Below are 15,500 nucleotides of genomic sequence, written 5' to 3'. Positions count from 1 at the left end.
TGGCAAAGCGCGCATTGCCCGGAATGCCGGGCAGCCGATTGCCCGGCATCTGGCGTTTCGACTTGTGCCTATTCATTTCTGGCCCCGTGTCTGAGTGGCGAGCTTACCACGATACCGCAGGAGATATAATGCGGCATATTGCCATGCATCGCCTTCCCCTGGTGGGGCGCCAGATACTCCACCGGCTTTTTTTGGCCACCTCGCGATTTCCTGCTTCTCTTCCTGTGCGGAGGAGCGTTTAGTCAAAACGGGGCTATTGCCTATATAAACCCCCGTGCCACCAGCGGCACTGAACAGCCCAGGCATATCCGGCCAGGATTTCTCAATCAGAATTGCCTTTAGCTCCTCTTTCGCCTCTTCAAGAATCTTGTTGGCTTTCCTCAGTCTTTTCGCGGCGTTCTGCTGGCGTGTCACCAGATCGTGTAGCTTCTGCCGGTCACTCTTGTAAATTTTGGCCTTCGCCGCATTTGCCGCCTACTGGTCGGCCAGCTTGGTCGCCGCTTGGTCCACCTTACCCACCGCCTGTGTCACACCAACCTGGGCCGCGCGCAGGCCGTCATTCGCCTTGCCAATATCCCTGACCACGCCCACGCCACCACGCACCGCATCCGGTAACGCCAGCAGCGGCGCGATCAACTGTGTGCGCCGCACAAAGGGCGAATCATCCCATTTGACCGCTGCGGCCTCATTATCCTTGATTGCGAGGTAATAAACATCCCCACCATCCGCCCCAGCCAACAGAATGGCGGCACCTGTCGCTGTCACCGCGCCGAGCATAGCCGCTACACCGACAACGCCCGCCATTTCCGGGAAAAGCAACCCCCCCACTAGACCAGTCACCACCGCCACGGCATCCAATGCAAAAGAGGCACCGGCGGCAATCTTCGGGGGCGCCGCCAACTCCTTCTCCGCCCAACGCCAAGCAGAACGCAGGGCGATCAATCCATCCACCCCGGCTTCCCCATCCGCCTGCATGGCCGCGGCATAGGGATTGGAATCATTCCGCTGCAGCATTGCCTGCGTGCTATCGAGCGAGCGGCTGAAGGCATGTACTCCCTGGCCGATTTTCTCATACACGCCACGCACCGCATCTTCGATACTTTGCCACACCATGCCCTTCGGCACTTCCGGCTGCACCGTGCCGTGCCATTGCACCAGCAGGGAAGGTCCAATCTGATCTTCCTGGTCCAGTGCAGCCGGACGCAACATTATGGCCCCCGCCGGTTCCGCCCAGATAATCCCAAACCCCCTGGCCGTATCCGGCGCGAAACCGGTATCGATGAAACGCTGAATACAAATTGTCGCCTCGGCCTGGTTCGCATAGGGCCCGAAACTCAAATTCGGCGTGGCCGGGCTTACACGACCGGAACCCATTACGGCACCACATCGTACTCAATTGTTGTTCCGGCGATGGATTCAACCATGTACACAACGGTCCACATTGGCAATGCCACGCGCCGCTTACTTGCTTTGTTGCAACAAATCCGCCAGCGCCAGTGCCAGCACCTTCGTCGCCCGGTGCAAATCCGCCAAGGGCAACCGCTCATCCGCGCGATGGGCATTCGCCTCCTCTATGGTACGCGGCCCGGCACCATAGAGCACGATCGGCACGCCGGCGGCGGCATAGTGGCGGGCATCGGTGTAAAGCGGCATGCCGGTGGTGCCGATACTCTCACCAAAAATCTCCGTGCCGCGCCTTGTCAGCACCTCGGCCAGCCTGTCCGTCCCCACCAGCGGCGTCAACGGCAAGGCCAGCAGGATGCGCTTGATCTCCAGCTTCGCCCCCGCAACCGCCGCAACCGCCTGCTCGATCAACGCCCGCAGCCCCGCCTCCACGGCGGCCGGGTCCTCATCCGGGGTAATGCGCCGGTCCAGCCGGAGCGTCACCTTGTCCGGCACGACGTTGGTATTGATGCCGCCCGAGATCAGCCCCACCGTCAACCCCGGCGCGCCGATGCCGGCAATGGCGGAAACCTGCCCGCGCAGCCGCGCCCGCTCCGCATAAAGCGCATTCAGCACGGCGGTGGCGGCCTGCAAGGCGTCAATGCCCGTCTCCGGCTTGGCGGCATGGGCGGAGCGGCCCAGCACCGTCACCTCCAGATGCAAACAGCCATTATGCGCGGTGACGACATTGTAGGAGAACCCCGCGGCAATCGCGCCGTCCGGCTTGGTGATACCCTCGGCCAGCAACCAACCGGGGCCAATCTCCCCGCCGGTCTCTTCGTCATAGGTAATGTGCAGCTCAATTGTGCCGTTCAGCGCCAGCCCGCTCTCCTTCAGCGCCTTCAGCGCGAAAGCGTAGGAGCAGATATCGGATTTCGAGACCGCCGCGCCGCGCCCATACATCCAACCCTCGCGGATTTCCGCGCCATACGGGTCAACGCTCCAGCCCTCGCCGGGGGATACCACATCGCCATGGGCATTCAGCGCGATGGTCGGGCCAGGACCAAAACCATGGCGCACGATGAGATTGGTGCAGCTCACCATGCCGTGCGCCTTCACCAAGGCCGCCGGCACCTCGTGGCGTTCCACGTGGAACCCCAACTCCTCCAGCAAGCCCGCCGTCAGCTTCGCATGGGCAGCACAATCGCCGGGGGGATTGTCCGAGGGCTGGCGCACCAGCCGGGCCAGAAATGCCTCCCGCGTGGCCTCATGCATATCGATCAGGTCGGTCAGGTCGGTCATGGATATGGTTGCGCCTCGCTGCTATCGGAGCCAGTATGCGGGCGCCGCCAGCTTTCGCCAATATTCCGGAGTTTGACGTGATCACTGAGGCTGGACCCTATCTCGGCCTGTTCGAACATTCACCCTGGGTGGTGGAGCGTGCCTTTGCCGCGGCTCCCTTTCCAGACAAGCGCGCTCTGCATGCCACGATGATGCGGGTGGTGGAGGATGCCGCCACCGCCGAGCAATTGGCACTGATCCGCGCCCACCCGGAGCTTGGGGCAAGGGCGGCGCCGCTCACCGAAGCTTCCCGGGCCGAACAACAAAATCTGGGACTACGGGCTCTAAGCCCCGGGGAATTCGCTCGCTTCACCGCGCTGAACACCACCTACCGGGAAAAATTCGGTTTTCCCTTCATCATTTGTGTACGGTTGCAGCCAAGCAAGGAGACGATTCTGGAAACATTCGCCAAGCGGCTGGAAAATGACCCGGATTTCGAGAAGACCCAGGCGCTACGGGAAATCGGCAGCATCACCTGGCTACGGTTACAGGATCTGAACCCATGAAGGGCTTGACCACCCATGTTCTGGACATTGTGAAAGGCACCGGCGCCGCGGGTATGCGGGTGGATGTGCAGGCCCCCGGCAATATCGGCTTTTCCATCACGCTGGACGAAACAGGCCGTGCCACGCTGGCGGAAAAGCTGACAGCCGGCGCCTATGAGCTACGCTTCCACGCCGCCAGCTACCGCCAAGCGGCGGAATTCTACGACATCATTCCCGTCCGCATTTTGGTCCATGAACCAGAGCGTCACCATCACGTCCCCTTAATCTTGAGCGCCTATGGCTATTCCACCTATCGCGGCGGCTAATACCCCCGCCTACCCACGGGATCTCACCGGCTATGCCGGCCACCCGCCGCGGGTCTCCTGGCCCGGCGGCGCCAAGCTCGCGCTGAGCTTCGTGCTGAATTACGAGGAAGGAGCGGAAAACTCCGTTTTGCACGGGGATTCGTCGGCGGAGACCTTTCTGTCCGAAATTGTCGGCGCCCCGCAAATTTCCGGCATGCGGCACCATTCGATGGAAAGCCTCTATGATTACGGCAGCCGGGCCGGATTCTGGCGCATCCGCCGCCTATTCGAGGAACATGGGCTGCCGCTGACGGTTTATGGCGTGGCCCTGGCGATGCAGCGCAACCCGGCGGCGGTGGAGGCGATGCTGAAATCCGGGTGGGAGATCGCCAGCCACGGTTATCGCTGGATCAATTACCAGTATGTGCCGGAGGATGTGGAACGCGAGCATATGCGGCGCGCCATCGAGATCATTTCTGGACTCACCGGCCACCGCCCGCTCGGCTGGTACACTGGCCGCACCAGCCCCAACACCGCGCGCCTGGTGGTGGAGGAAGGCGGATTTATATACGATGCGGATTCCTACGCGGATGATCTGCCTTATTACGACACCACCTGGGGTAAACCGCAACTGATCCTGCCTTATACGCTGGACACCAACGACATGCGCTTCGCCGCCGTGCAGGGCTTCAATACCGGCGAGCATTTCTTCAATTACGTAAGAGACGCCATCGACGCGCTGCGGCTGGAAGGCGAAACCTGCCCCAAAATGCTCTCCATCGGCCTGCATTGCCGCATCGTTGGCCGTCCGGCGCGTATCGGGGCCCTGCGCAAGATTCTGGATTATGTAACCGGTCTGCCGGATGTATGGGTCGCCAAACGCATCGACCTCGCCCGGGAATGGATGCGCCAAGTTCCACCGCCCGAGGCGTGACAATTTGACATATGTCTTGGCAGCCCCCCGCCGCGCGGGTTAGCTGCCCCGCATGAGTGAACGGTTAGACCCGCGTTTGATGCGCGAAGGACGGCGTGCCAGGGGCGCGCTTTATGGCAGCATCGCGCTGGGGCTGTTTTCAGGCTGGGTGATCATCGGCCAGTCCGTGCTGCTGGCGAAGCTGGTGAACGCCATCTCCTTCCGGCACATCATGCTGGGACCGCTGCTGCCCTGGATCCTGGCGCTCGGCGGGCTGTTCCTGCTCCGCGCCGGGCTCACCTTCGGGGCGGAAATACTGGCCAGCCGCGCCTGCCTCGCCATCAAGGCCGGGCTGCGCGCCGCCATGCTGGAAAAACTTTTCACGCGCGGCCCCGCCGGAGAAACCACCAGCGCCGAGGCCGCCGCCGCCATGCTGGACGGGGTAGAAGCGCTGGAGCCTTATTTTTCCCGCTACCTGCCGCAAATGTATCTGTGCGTCGCGGTACCGCTGGCCATTCTGGCGCTGGTCTTCCCGCTGGACTGGATCAGCGGTGTCGTCCTGCTCGTCGCCGGGCCATTGATTCCGCTGTTCATGGTGTTTGTCGGCTACCGGGCCGAGGCGATCAATCAGCGCCAATGGGAGAAGCTGCTGCAACTCGGCACACATTTCCTGGATGTGCTGCAAGGATTGACCACGCTAAAGCTCTTCGGCCGGGCACGGGACGAAATCGGGATCATCGCCCGCATTTCAGACGATTACCGCCGCACCACCATGGAGGGGCTGCGCATCGCGTTTCTCACCAGCGCGGTGTTGGAATTTTTCGCCTCGCTGGCCATCGCGCTGGTGGCGGTTCTGTTCGGGGCGCGGCTGATTCACGGGCATTTCGAATTCTACCCAGCCTTTCTGGTGCTGCTGCTGGCTCCGGAATTCTTCATACCGCTGCGCGGTCTTTCGGTACATTACCATGCGCGGATGAGCGCCATCGCCAGCGCCAAGCAGATTTTCGCCATTCTCGACGCGCCCGTGCCGCAACACGGCACGGCGGAGCTGGCCGCCGCCCATGCCATCGACATCAGCTGCGAGGGGCTGGGTTTTGCCTATGCCGGGCGAACCGTGCTGGAGAATTTCACCGCGCGCTTCCCGGCGGGGACAACCACGGCCATCGTCGGGGCCTCCGGCGCTGGAAAAACCACCCTTTCACGGCTGCTGCTTGGCTTCCTGGCCCCCACCTCCGGGCATATCCTGGTGAACGGGCAACTTCTCTCGGACATCGCGCCGGAGAGCTGGTGGCGCGCGCTCGCCTGGGTGCCGCAAAATCCCCGTCTGTTCCACGGCAGTATTGGAGACAATCTGGCCCTCGGCCTGCCGGGAGCCGATCAGGCCACGCTGCGCGGCGCCGCCGCGCGCGCCCATGCCTATAATTTCATTAAGGCGCTGCCCGACAAGCTGGACACCAATGTCGGCGAGGGCGGCGCCCGGCTATCGGGCGGAGAGATCCAGCGCATCGCCCTTGCGCGCGCCTATGCGCGCGATGCCCGCCTGCTGATCCTGGACGAAGCCACCGCCAACATGGATGCTGAAACCGAAACAGCCATTCTCGACACCATGGCCGCGCTGACACAAGGGCGGACCAGCATCGTCATCGCGCACCGGCTGGCCGTGGCGGAACGGGCGGACCAAATTTTGGTGCTGGCGGAAGGCCGGCTTGTACAATCGGGCACACATGCGCGCCTGGTGGCCGAACCCGGCCCGTACCGGGACATGGTGGCGACGCAAAAGGAGGGCATCCATGTCTGACATCTGGCGCCTGATCCGCCTGCTCTCCCCCCGGCGCGGCTGGCTGCTGTGGGGGGTGGTGCTCGCCACCACAACGCTGCTGGCCAATTTCGGCCTCTTGGCTCTCTCCGGCTGGTTCCTGGCCGCCACGGCGCTGGCGGGGCTGGCGGGCATCGCGGCGCAAAACAGTTTCAATTTCTTCACCCCCTCGGCCATGGTGCGCTTTTTCGCCACGCTGCGCGTGGGGTCTCGCTATGTGGAACGGCTGGTCACGCACGAGGCCACCTTCCGGCTGCTGGCGGATCTGCGGGTCTGGTTCTACACGCGGTTGGAGCCGCTGGCCCCGGCCGTGTTGCAAACCCAGCGCGCCGCGGACCTCCTGAACCGCATCGTCACCGACATCGACACGCTCAACCTGTTCTATCTGCGGGTGTTCGTACCCGTGCTCGCGGCGATCGCCGCCGGGCTGATCATGGCGGCGTTCTTCGCATTCTTCTCCTGGCCCGCCGCGCTGGCGCTGATCCTGGGGCTGTGCCTCAACGGCATGCTGACCCCGGTGCTCACCAGCCAACAAGGCGCGAAACCCGGCGCGGACATAACCCGGCTGACCGCCGCCTTGCGCACGGAATATGTCGAGGCCCTGCAAGGCATGGGGGAATTGCTGGTCTTCGGCGCCGCCCCCGCCATGCGGGCCCGCGCGGCGGCACTGAACACCGAGCTGGCCGCCGCCCAGGCGCGCATGGGGCAGGTGACGGGGCTCGGCCTCGCGCTTTCGGGTCTCGCGGCCAATGCAACGCTGCTGGTGGTCCTGATCTTCGGCGCCAAACGGTTCGAGGCGGGTGGAATCGGCGCCGCGCAAGTGCCCATGCTGGTGCTGGGCGCCATGGCCGCGTTCGAAGCCACCGCCCCCTTGCCCGCCGCCATGCAATTTCTGGGGCAGATCAAGGAAGCCGCACGGCGTATCTTCACGCTCGCGGACCAGCCGCCCGCGGTGCCTGCTCCGGCCGCGCCCGCCCCGGCGCCGCAAGGTTTCGGGCTTGCCCTGCGGGACATCACGCTGCGCTATGCGCCTGACGAGTCCGCCGTGCTGGACGGCTTCACCCTTTCCGTCCCGGACGGACGGCATATCGGCATCGTCGGCCCGACCGGCGCCGGCAAAACCACCCTGATCAACCTGTTGCTACGCTTTCATGAATTTCAGGCCGGCGAGGCGTGGTTCGGCGGGCACGACCTGCGTGCCTATGGCAGCGCCGACATGGCCCGGCATATCACCGTCATCTCTCAGCGCAGCTATCTTTTTCACACGACCATTCGCGACAATCTCCTGCTCGCCAATGGCGCGGCCGACGAAACCGCCCTCTGGCACGCGCTGGAGGTGGCACAGCTCGCAGAGTTCGTCCGCGGGCTGCCGCGTGGCCTGGACAGCCGGGTGGGAGAAGGCGGCACGCGCCTTTCCGGCGGGCAGGCGCGGCGCGTGGCACTCGCCCGCGCGGTGCTGAAATCCACGCCCTGGCTGATCCTGGACGAACCAACGGAAGGGCTGGACACGGAAACCGAACAGGCTTTCCTGGCCGACCTCAAGCCCATCCTGGCGGGGCGCACGGTGCTTTACATCACGCATCGCCCCGCCGGGCTCAAACTGATGGACGAAGTCCACGCCCTGCGGGCCGGCCGGGCCGTGCGTGTCCTGTAACGATTTCAATCTTGACGCGTATTCCCCTTTAGGTAACCCTGCCGGGGTGCATTCTCGCCATGCAGGATGCTGAATACTGAAATGAACATTACTGATGGCTACACCCGCGCCCGAAAGGCGGGATTTGATAGAGATCAAGCCTTGAGCGGTTTATTGATTCTATACGCGGTTTGTTTAGTTAAAGGCTTCCACTAACTGGAGAGAGCGGTCATGCCGTTAATCGATCCGAGTGTCGTTGATCTGTCGCGTCTACAATTCGCGCTAACGGCACTCTACCATTTCCTTTTCGTGCCGTTGACCCTCGGCATGACCTTCCTGCTTGCCGCCATGGAGACCGTGTATGTCATCACGGGTAAGCAGATTTACAAAGACATGACCCAATTCTGGGGCAAGCTCTTTGGCATCAACTTCGCCATTGGCGTGGCCACGGGCCTGACCATGGAGTTCGAGTTCGGCACCAACTGGTCCATGTACTCGCATTTCGTGGGCGACGTGTTCGGCACCCCGCTGGCGATCGAAGGCCTGATGGCCTTCTTCATGGAGTCCACCTTCATCGGCTTGATGTTCTTCGGTTGGGACAGGCTTTCCAAGCCAGGCCATCTGGTGGTGACCTATCTGACCGCTCTGGGCTCCAACCTTTCAGCCTTGTGGATCCTGATCGCCAACGGCTTCATGCAGGACCCTCAAGGGGCGTCCTTCAATCCGGACACGATGCGCATGGAGTTCGACTCCTTCCTGAATCTCGTGTTCAGCCAGGACGCACAGGCGAAATTCGTGCACACCTCCATCGCGGGGTTTGTCACCGGCGCGCTGTTCGTGATGGGTATTTCCGCCTTCTACATCCTGCGCAAGCAGCATCGCGAACTCGCGGGCCGCTCCTTCCGCATGGCGGCCCTGTTCGGCATTATCTCCTCGTTGGCGGTCGTCACGCTGGGCGATGCGCTGGGCCGGCTGGATTATCTGGTGCAACCCACCAAGATCGCGGCCATCGAAGGGCTGTGGCAGGATAGCGATTCGGGCGGTTCCGCCGCCGCCGCGCCCTGGCTGGTCTTTGCCCTGCCGGACCAAGCCACTCAGACCAACCGCGCCGAGATCGGTATCCCCTACGTGCTGGATCCGCTGATCGCGCATTCCTTCGATACCAACATCCCCGGCCTGATCTCGCTTGAACAACAGGCTGGACCGCGTATCGAAAAGGGCATCACGGCGCTGAACGCCTTGCAGGCCTACGGCAAGACCCGTGACCCCGCCGCGCTCGCCACCTTCAAGGCGAACGAGAACGACATGGGCTATGGGTTCCTGGCACAGCGTTATGCGCCCGACCAGAATCTAAACCTGATCACACCGGCCAATCAGGGTGAGATCATCGCCAAGGCGGAGAAGGACACCATCCCCAACGTGTTCGTCACCTTCTGGGCGTTCCGCATCATGATGGCGCTGGGCTTTTACTTCGTGGCACTGTTCGCCTTCGCGGCTTATTTCAGCCTGAGGAACCGGCTGGAACGCCACCCGTTCCTGCTGAAGCTCAGCGTGTGGTCCATCCCGCTGCCGGTTCTGGCTTGCGAGTTCGGCTGGATCACGGCCGAGGCCGGTCGCCAACCCTGGTCCGTATTCGGCTGGCTGCCGACCTTCCAGGGCGCGTCCAGCCATAGCGTGGGCTATATGGTGTTCTCGCTCATCGGTTTCGCGCTGCTCTACAGCGCCTTCATCGCCGCCGAGCTGTACCTGATGTTCAAATTCGCGCGCCTCGGGCCCCAACCGCATCAGGCGGACGCCCCGGAGGCAGGTTCGGCGCCAATGTTCGCCGCGCCCGCCGAGTAAAAGGAACCATGTGATATGGAAATCTACGTAGTCCTGAAGGTGATCTGGGCGGTGTTGCTGGGGGTTCTGCTCTCAGGCCTCGCCGTGATGGTCGGCATGGATATGGGCGTGGGCAGCCTGCTGCGCTTCGTCGGCAAAACGGATGGGGAGCGCCGCACGGCGCTCAACATCATCGGCCCGCACTGGGACGGCAACCAGGTATGGTTTATCCTGGGCGGCGGCGCGATTTTCGCCGCTTTCCCCACCCTCTACGCCACCTCTTTCTCGGTGTTCTACGTGGTGATGATCCTGCTGTTGTTCAGCATGATCATGCGCCCCGTGGCCTTCGAATATCGTTCCAAGGTGGATACCGGAAAATGGCGCGCTACCTGGGATTGGGCCTTCCTGATCTCCGGCGCGGTGCCGATGATCGTGTACGGCGCGGCCTTCGGCAACGTCATACAGGGGGTCGGTTTCCACTATGGGTGGGACGGGCAGTATTATCAGGATGAAAGCTTCATCTGGTATCTGCTCAACCCCTTCGCCATCCTGTGCGGCTTGGTGTCCCTTTCGCTGTCCATCCAGCAGGGCGGCACGATGCTGATGATCCGTGGCGAAGAGCCCATTTATGGCCGCGCCCGCAAGGCGGCCATCGGCGCCGGCATCGTGGGCACGGTGCTGTTCATCATCGGCGGGTTCTGGGTGGCCCATATCGCCGGTTATGCCTTCACCTCTCCGGTCGATCCGGGTGCCCCCGCGACACCGCTAACCGGCCCGACCGTGGCGCTCGTCGTCGGGGCCTGGATGCATAATTACGCGGCTTATCCCATCCTCTGGGCGTTGCCCGTCCTCGGTGTGGTTGGCATGCTTGGCGCGGCATTGTTGAACAGCGTGCGCAAACCGGCCGTGGCTTGGTGGTTCGGGGCGCTCGGTTGGATCGGTGCGATCTTCACGACAGGGGCCAGCATGTTCCCCTTCCTGATGCCATCCACCACCAATCCCAGCCAGAGCCTCACCGTCTGGAATGCCGCCGGCAGCCAGTATAATCTCGGCTGGATGCTGTTCTTCGCCCTGGTCTTCACGCCCGCCATCATCTGCTACACGTCCTGGTGTTTCTACGTGATGCGCGGCAAGGTGAAGGTCGAGCATGTCGTTCACGACGAGCACAGCTATTAAGGAGCCACGCAATGGGTAAGTTTTTCAGCTTTGTCGGCTTGGCCTTGGTGCTCGCTTTGGCGCTGCTCCTGGCCGTGGTGGCCGGCGATTACGGCCCGTGGTACTTTGCCTGGCTGGTCGGCACGGTCATGATCGTGCTGATCGCCGGATGCGGCGCGGTACTGTTCGATAGCCAGCAGAAAGACGGAAACGGAGAAATCTGATGCCGCACGACCTGGAAAGCCTGATCGTTTTCATCCCCTTCCTGTATCTGGGATTTTGCTACATCGCTTATCTTTATACCCGGAAGAAATTCCCTTAAGCCCTCCTCGGGATCTTTCGGGTTTCGGCCGCGCCGGGGCGTCAGCCTCAGGCGCGGTTTTATTTTGTGGGGTGGACAAAGTACCGCCCAAGCGCATCCTATGGCGCAATCACGATAGGGGCGCCCATGGCCGGACAGGATCAATCCCAGACTCTCGGATTCAGCGTGTTGCTGGTCTGCGACAAGCTGCACGAGCCCACCGCCCTTGGCCGTGCCGCCCGGGCCTTGCTGGCCGACCTGAAAAACCATGACGTGACCGCCACCACCTCGCTCTCCGCCGCCGATGCGGGAGATGAGATCGAGGCCAATCCACATCTACAGGCGATCATCCTCGATTGGGATCTGCACCAGGATCCCGGCCATGCCCACGCCCAAGCCTTGCTGACATCCATCCGCGCGCGCAATGCGAAAGTACCCGTCTTCCTCCTGGCCGAACGCAACGACGCCGCCCACGTGCCCGCCAAGGTGATGAGCGAGGCCGATGGCTTCATCTGGCTGCTGGAAGATTCCATGGAATTCATCAGCAACCGCGTGCTGGCCGCCGTGCGGCGCTACCGCCAGCAACTTCTGCCCCCCATGTTCGGCGCCCTGACCAGATTCGCCGATGAGGCCGAATATTCCTGGCACACGCCGGGCCATACCGGCGGCTCCGCCTTTCTGCGCTCCCCCGCCGGGCGGATGTTCTATGATTATTTCGGCGAGAAGCTGCTGCGGGCGGATCTTTCCATCTCGGTGGCGGAACTCGGCTCCCTGCTGGACCATACCGGCCCCATAGGCGCCGCCGAGCGCTACGCGGCGCATGTGTTCGGCTCGGATCGCTCCTATTTCGTCACCAACGGCACCTCCACCGCCAACCGGGTGGTGATGACGGCCAATGTCGCGCGTGGAGAGATCGTGCTGGCGGATCGCAACGCGCATAAATCCATCGAGCACGGGCTGGCGCTCACGGGCGCGCGGCCGGCCTATCTGCTGCCCTACCGCAACCATCTGGGCATGATCGGCCCCATTCCGCCCGCATCCCTGACGAAGGAGGCCATCGCCCATAATCTCGCCACCTCCCGCCTCACCGCGGGCGGCGGCGGCAAGCCGGCACTCGCCATCGTCACCAACTCCACCTATGACGGGCTTTGCTACAACGCCGCCAGGGTAGAGGAACTTCTCGGCGCCTCCGTGGACAAGATATTGTTCGACGAAGCTTGGTTCGGCCATGCGCGGTTCAACACACTCTATCAAAATCACTACGCCATGCGTGGTCCGGCGGCCGAGACAGACCGCACCGGCCCCAGCGTCTTCGCCACCCAATCCACCCACAAGCTGCTGGCCGCGCTCTCCCAGGCCTCGATGGTGCATCTGCGCGAGCGGCGGGCGAAAATCGAGCATGTGCGCTTCAACGAATCCCTGATGATGCATGCCTCCACCTCGCCCAACTACGCCATCATCGCCTCCACCGATATCAGTTCCGCGATGATGGACGGCGCGGGCGGACAATTGCTCACCTGCGAGGCGATCGCCGAGGCGGTTTCCTTCCGCCAGACCATGGCGCGGCTGCAAGCCGAATTCGCTGAACAGGATGACTGGTTCTTTGGCGTCTGGCAGCCGGACATGGTGCGCGACGCGGCCGGAGAGGTGCCTTTCATCGACGCCCCGGCCGAAATGCTGGTGGAAAACCAGGCCTGCTGGGCACTGGAACCCAGCGCCTCCTGGCACGGCTTCACCGGACTGGAACCCGGCTATTGCATGTTGGACCCGATCAAAGTCACGCTCACCACCCCCGGCATGGCTCGCTCAGGCAGGCTGGAAGACACCGGCATCCCAGCCCCCTTGCTCAACCATTACCTGGCGGAGCACGGCATCACACCGGAAAAGACGGCGAATTTCTCCATCCTGTTCCTGTTCTCCATCGGCGTGACCAAGGGTAAATGGGGCTCTCTGGTGAACGCGCTGCTGGATTTCAAACGCGATTACGATTCCAACACCCCACTGGCCCGTGCCTTGCCGCAGCTTTGCGCCACGCACCCCGCCGCCTATGGGGCAATGGGGCTGAAGGATCTCGGCACCACCATGTTCTCGGCCATGAAGCTCACCGCCTATCCGGAGCGGCTGCAGGAAGCCTATAATTTCCTGCCGACACCGGAGATGATCCCGGCCGAGGCGCATGACCGGCTGATCCGCGGCGAGGGCGGCATGGCCCGGCTCGACGGGCTGGCGGGCGGCGTGGCGGCCACCGCCATCGTGCCCTACCCACCCGGCATTCCGCTGCTGATGCCCGGTGAGAATTTCGGCCCGGCGGATGGCCCGGTGCTGCGCTATCTGACGGCGCTGGAGGATTTCGACAAACGCTTTCCCGGATTCGGGCACGACACGCACGGGGTGGAGCCGGGGGAATCCGGCTATCAGGCATTGCGCTATTGATGCGCCGGCGGGTTTGATTCAGGCCCGTGTTCCGCCTTTTCAAGCTGTGCGGGCGAAGGCCCCACGGCGGCGGGCTCGCTGAAGCGCGGAACACGGCCATAATGACCGAAATTGATGATGCGCGCCTCGGCAAGGTGGATCTGCCCGAACAAGCGCGACCTGATCACCAGAACCGCCAGCGCCGAGCCAAGCAACGGACCGACCAGATAGATCCACAGCCCGAAAAAATCGTGATTGAATAAGGCCGGGCCAAGGGAACGGGCGAAATTCGTGCTGTCACCGGAGATCCAGGCGACGAAGGGATTGGCGCAAAAGAAATACGCCCCGCCAACCCAAGGCGCGAACAGATGCAGGCGCGGATGCGACGCGGCATAATACAGCGCGAAAACAAGACCCATCGTGGCCGCCAGTTCCGCGAGCATGACCAAATACAACGCAAGACCATGTGCCGGCAGGGTCGATGCATAATGCACCGCGCAGAGCCAAGCTCCCCAGCCAGGCAACAGACGGCCACTCAGATAGATAAGCGCCGTGCCAACACAGGCTCCCACGATCTGCGCGGCGAAATACCCGCCCGCATCCAAGGGGGCCAGTTTCCCACCCAAGGTAAAAGCCAAGGTGACCGAAGGGCTGAGATGAGCCCCGCTGGTGCGGCCAAACCGCGTCATGGCGGCCAACGTGCCGGCCGATCCAAAGCACAGCCCACACAAGGCTGTCTGCAATGCCGGATGAGCGCGCAGCAACACCGCCAGAAACGATCCCGGTGCCGCCAGAAAGGTATTGGTCATGATCCCCAGCATCATGAGCACTCCGGTCGCCACCGCCTCGCAGCCATAAAGTTTCCAATGCAACGGATGGTCGGGGTGCGGTTTGCCCGCCAAGGGCCTGTCTGTCAGTTCCCGGCGATGGAACCTGATATGGGGGAAGTGAATATGCGGCTTCTGGGCGTGCCGGGCTGGATAAAGATGGCGCGAGGCCGGCCCAGCCGTGGATTCACCATGCCCCTGCACCAAAAACACCTCCTAAAACATTGAAAAGAAGCGGCTAAGCCACCTAAATCCGGTATATGGGACTAAGCGGCCCGTTTGACAGTACAAAGCGGGCAAAACGGCCCGGCCATCAAGACAGGCCCCCGGTTAAACCGGTTAAAATGGAAGCGGGGCCCGGGCCGCAAAAGGATCGCCACCATTCCTGGAATGCCCCCATCTGAGCGGGCAAAGTCACGCGCCAAGACGATGGGCTGGTGCCCCGTCCCTGAAATTCGTGGTGAGGTTCAGAGGTAAGCAGGCCACTGAGGAGCTGAACCGTCTCCGTGGGGCAATGCAAACGGAGCGCCCTAATGTCCCTTACTCTCCAAGCGGTCCGTCAACGCCAGCAATAATGAGAGCACGGCAAAACCCAGCACGATGATGAGCTGCCAGAACAGATTCCTGTCTGTCTCATTGGCGATATTCAGGAAGCTGCGCAGCAGATGCACCGCCGCGATCACGGTCATGGAAGCAAGCAATTTCAGCTTCAACCCGGCGAAATCAATATGGGACATCCATTCCGGCCGCGGATCGCTGACGTTGAACTCCACCTTTCGGACAAAATTCTCATAGCCGGAGAGGATCACCAGCACGACGAGATTGGCGGTCAATGATAAATCGATCAGCGACAAGGTGAAGAGCAGAAGCTGGCTGTCGGTGATGCCGCTGATCGTCGGAACGGCATGGACGATCTCGGAAATGAAATATCCCACCAGCACCGCCAACAACAGCAGCATGGAGAGATAGATCGGCACGATGAGCCATCGCCCGCCGAAGATGACGGCTTCAATGATACGGACAAGCGGGTTCATGCCGCGGTTCCCGCTGGACGGTCTATGCTGGCGGCCTGCCGCGTCTTGTCACTGCGCGCCCGGTGCTTCTTCAT

General features: G+C 62.5%; 14 protein-coding genes. 9 read left to right on the top strand and 5 right to left on the bottom strand.

From position 1 onward, the window contains the following. Positions 1-72 precede the first annotated feature (72 nt). From AB7D48_RS09795 to AB7D48_RS09785, 3 genes are all read right to left on the bottom strand, one after another. On the bottom strand, positions 73-414 hold the full coding sequence (locus AB7D48_RS09795; RefSeq protein ID WP_427978298.1) for a hypothetical protein: 342 nt from the start codon (positions 412-414) through the stop codon (positions 73-75). 60 nt (positions 415-474) lie between these two features. Further along, positions 475-1,374, bottom strand: a complete 900-nt coding sequence (locus AB7D48_RS09790; RefSeq protein WP_427978295.1) for a hypothetical protein — start codon at positions 1,372-1,374, stop codon at positions 475-477. Positions 1,375-1,461: 87 nt separating this feature from the next. Next, complete coding sequence (locus AB7D48_RS09785; RefSeq protein WP_427978293.1) at positions 1,462-2,685, bottom strand: M20/M25/M40 family metallo-hydrolase; 1,224 nt, start codon at positions 2,683-2,685, stop codon at positions 1,462-1,464. A 35-nt stretch (positions 2,686-2,720) separates the two neighbouring features. Between AB7D48_RS09785 and uraD the strand changes: the two genes are divergently transcribed. The 9 genes from uraD (at position 2,721) to AB7D48_RS09740 (ending at position 13,586) form a co-directional block, all read left to right on the top strand. Further along, the gene (uraD, locus tag AB7D48_RS09780) at positions 2,721-3,230 is read left to right on the top strand and encodes a 2-oxo-4-hydroxy-4-carboxy-5-ureidoimidazoline decarboxylase (protein ID WP_427978291.1); all 510 of its coding nucleotides are present in this window, start codon (positions 2,721-2,723) and stop codon (positions 3,228-3,230) included. Continuing rightward, positions 3,227-3,535, top strand: coding sequence for a hydroxyisourate hydrolase (locus AB7D48_RS09775; RefSeq protein ID WP_427978290.1), 309 nt, complete (start codon positions 3,227-3,229; stop codon positions 3,533-3,535). The genes uraD and AB7D48_RS09775 overlap by 4 nt, the downstream gene beginning before the upstream one ends. Further along, entirely contained in the window at positions 3,507-4,448 is a 942-nt protein-coding gene (gene puuE, locus AB7D48_RS09770) for an allantoinase PuuE (protein WP_427978288.1), read from the top strand. The genes AB7D48_RS09775 and puuE overlap by 29 nt, the downstream gene beginning before the upstream one ends. A gap of 52 nt (positions 4,449-4,500) precedes the next feature. Further along, positions 4,501-6,225 carry a thiol reductant ABC exporter subunit CydD gene (gene cydD, locus AB7D48_RS09765; protein WP_427978285.1) on the top strand — a complete coding sequence of 575 codons (1,725 nt, stop codon included), beginning with the start codon at positions 4,501-4,503 and terminating at the stop codon, positions 6,223-6,225. Further along, positions 6,218-7,897: a thiol reductant ABC exporter subunit CydC gene (gene cydC, locus AB7D48_RS09760; protein ID WP_427978282.1), complete on the top strand. Its 1,680-nt coding sequence runs from the start codon at positions 6,218-6,220 to the stop codon at positions 7,895-7,897. Before cydD ends, cydC begins: the two co-directional genes overlap by 8 nt. A gap of 210 nt (positions 7,898-8,107) precedes the next feature. Then, a complete protein-coding gene (locus tag AB7D48_RS09755; protein ID WP_427978279.1) occupies positions 8,108-9,718 on the top strand; it encodes a cytochrome ubiquinol oxidase subunit I in 1,611 nt (536 codons plus the stop codon). 15 nt (positions 9,719-9,733) lie between these two features. Then, positions 9,734-10,873: a cytochrome d ubiquinol oxidase subunit II gene (gene cydB, locus AB7D48_RS09750; RefSeq protein ID WP_427978277.1), complete on the top strand. Its 1,140-nt coding sequence runs from the start codon at positions 9,734-9,736 to the stop codon at positions 10,871-10,873. Positions 10,874-10,884: 11 nt separating this feature from the next. Beyond that, positions 10,885-11,076 carry a hypothetical protein gene (locus tag AB7D48_RS09745; RefSeq protein WP_427978274.1) on the top strand — a complete coding sequence of 64 codons (192 nt, stop codon included), beginning with the start codon at positions 10,885-10,887 and terminating at the stop codon, positions 11,074-11,076. A gap of 224 nt (positions 11,077-11,300) precedes the next feature. Beyond that, positions 11,301-13,586: an Orn/Lys/Arg decarboxylase N-terminal domain-containing protein gene (locus tag AB7D48_RS09740; RefSeq protein WP_427978272.1), complete on the top strand. Its 2,286-nt coding sequence runs from the start codon at positions 11,301-11,303 to the stop codon at positions 13,584-13,586. Here AB7D48_RS09740 and AB7D48_RS09735 read toward each other — a convergent pair. Beyond that, entirely contained in the window at positions 13,580-14,596 is a 1,017-nt protein-coding gene (locus AB7D48_RS09735; protein ID WP_427978269.1) for an MIP/aquaporin family protein, read from the bottom strand. The genes AB7D48_RS09740 and AB7D48_RS09735 overlap by 7 nt on opposite strands. A gap of 326 nt (positions 14,597-14,922) precedes the next feature. Continuing rightward, a complete protein-coding gene (locus AB7D48_RS09730; RefSeq protein WP_427978267.1) occupies positions 14,923-15,426 on the bottom strand; it encodes a TIGR00645 family protein in 504 nt (167 codons plus the stop codon). Between the last annotated feature and the right edge of the window lie 74 nt (positions 15,427-15,500).

The organism is Acidocella sp., from assembly GCF_050253495.1.
In the GTDB taxonomy this organism is placed as follows: Bacteria; Pseudomonadota; Alphaproteobacteria; order Acetobacterales; family Acetobacteraceae; genus Acidocella.
This window is presented reverse-complemented; position numbering and strand designations above follow the sequence as displayed.

What these genes read in the sequence shown, in the direction of transcription:
- AB7D48_RS09790 (WP_427978295.1), bottom strand. Translation starts at nt 1,374, where the DNA reads ATGGGTTCCGGTCGTGTAAGCCCGGCCACGCCGAATTTGAGTTTCGGG.
- AB7D48_RS09785 (WP_427978293.1), bottom strand. Translation starts at nt 2,685, where the DNA reads ATGACCGACCTGACCGACCTGATCGATATGCATGAGGCCACGCGGGAG.
- uraD (WP_427978291.1), top strand. Translation starts at nt 2,721, where the DNA reads ATGCGGGCGCCGCCAGCTTTCGCCAATATTCCGGAGTTTGACGTGATC.
- AB7D48_RS09775 (WP_427978290.1), top strand. Translation starts at nt 3,227, where the DNA reads ATGAAGGGCTTGACCACCCATGTTCTGGACATTGTGAAAGGCACCGGC.
- puuE (WP_427978288.1), top strand. Translation starts at nt 3,507, where the DNA reads ATGGCTATTCCACCTATCGCGGCGGCTAATACCCCCGCCTACCCACGG.
- cydD (WP_427978285.1), top strand. Translation starts at nt 4,501, where the DNA reads ATGAGTGAACGGTTAGACCCGCGTTTGATGCGCGAAGGACGGCGTGCC.
- cydC (WP_427978282.1), top strand. Translation starts at nt 6,218, where the DNA reads ATGTCTGACATCTGGCGCCTGATCCGCCTGCTCTCCCCCCGGCGCGGC.
- AB7D48_RS09755 (WP_427978279.1), top strand. Translation starts at nt 8,108, where the DNA reads ATGCCGTTAATCGATCCGAGTGTCGTTGATCTGTCGCGTCTACAATTC.
- cydB (WP_427978277.1), top strand. Translation starts at nt 9,734, where the DNA reads ATGGAAATCTACGTAGTCCTGAAGGTGATCTGGGCGGTGTTGCTGGGG.
- AB7D48_RS09745 (WP_427978274.1), top strand. Translation starts at nt 10,885, where the DNA reads ATGGGTAAGTTTTTCAGCTTTGTCGGCTTGGCCTTGGTGCTCGCTTTG.
- AB7D48_RS09740 (WP_427978272.1), top strand. Translation starts at nt 11,301, where the DNA reads ATGGCCGGACAGGATCAATCCCAGACTCTCGGATTCAGCGTGTTGCTG.
- AB7D48_RS09730 (WP_427978267.1), bottom strand. Translation starts at nt 15,426, where the DNA reads ATGAACCCGCTTGTCCGTATCATTGAAGCCGTCATCTTCGGCGGGCGA.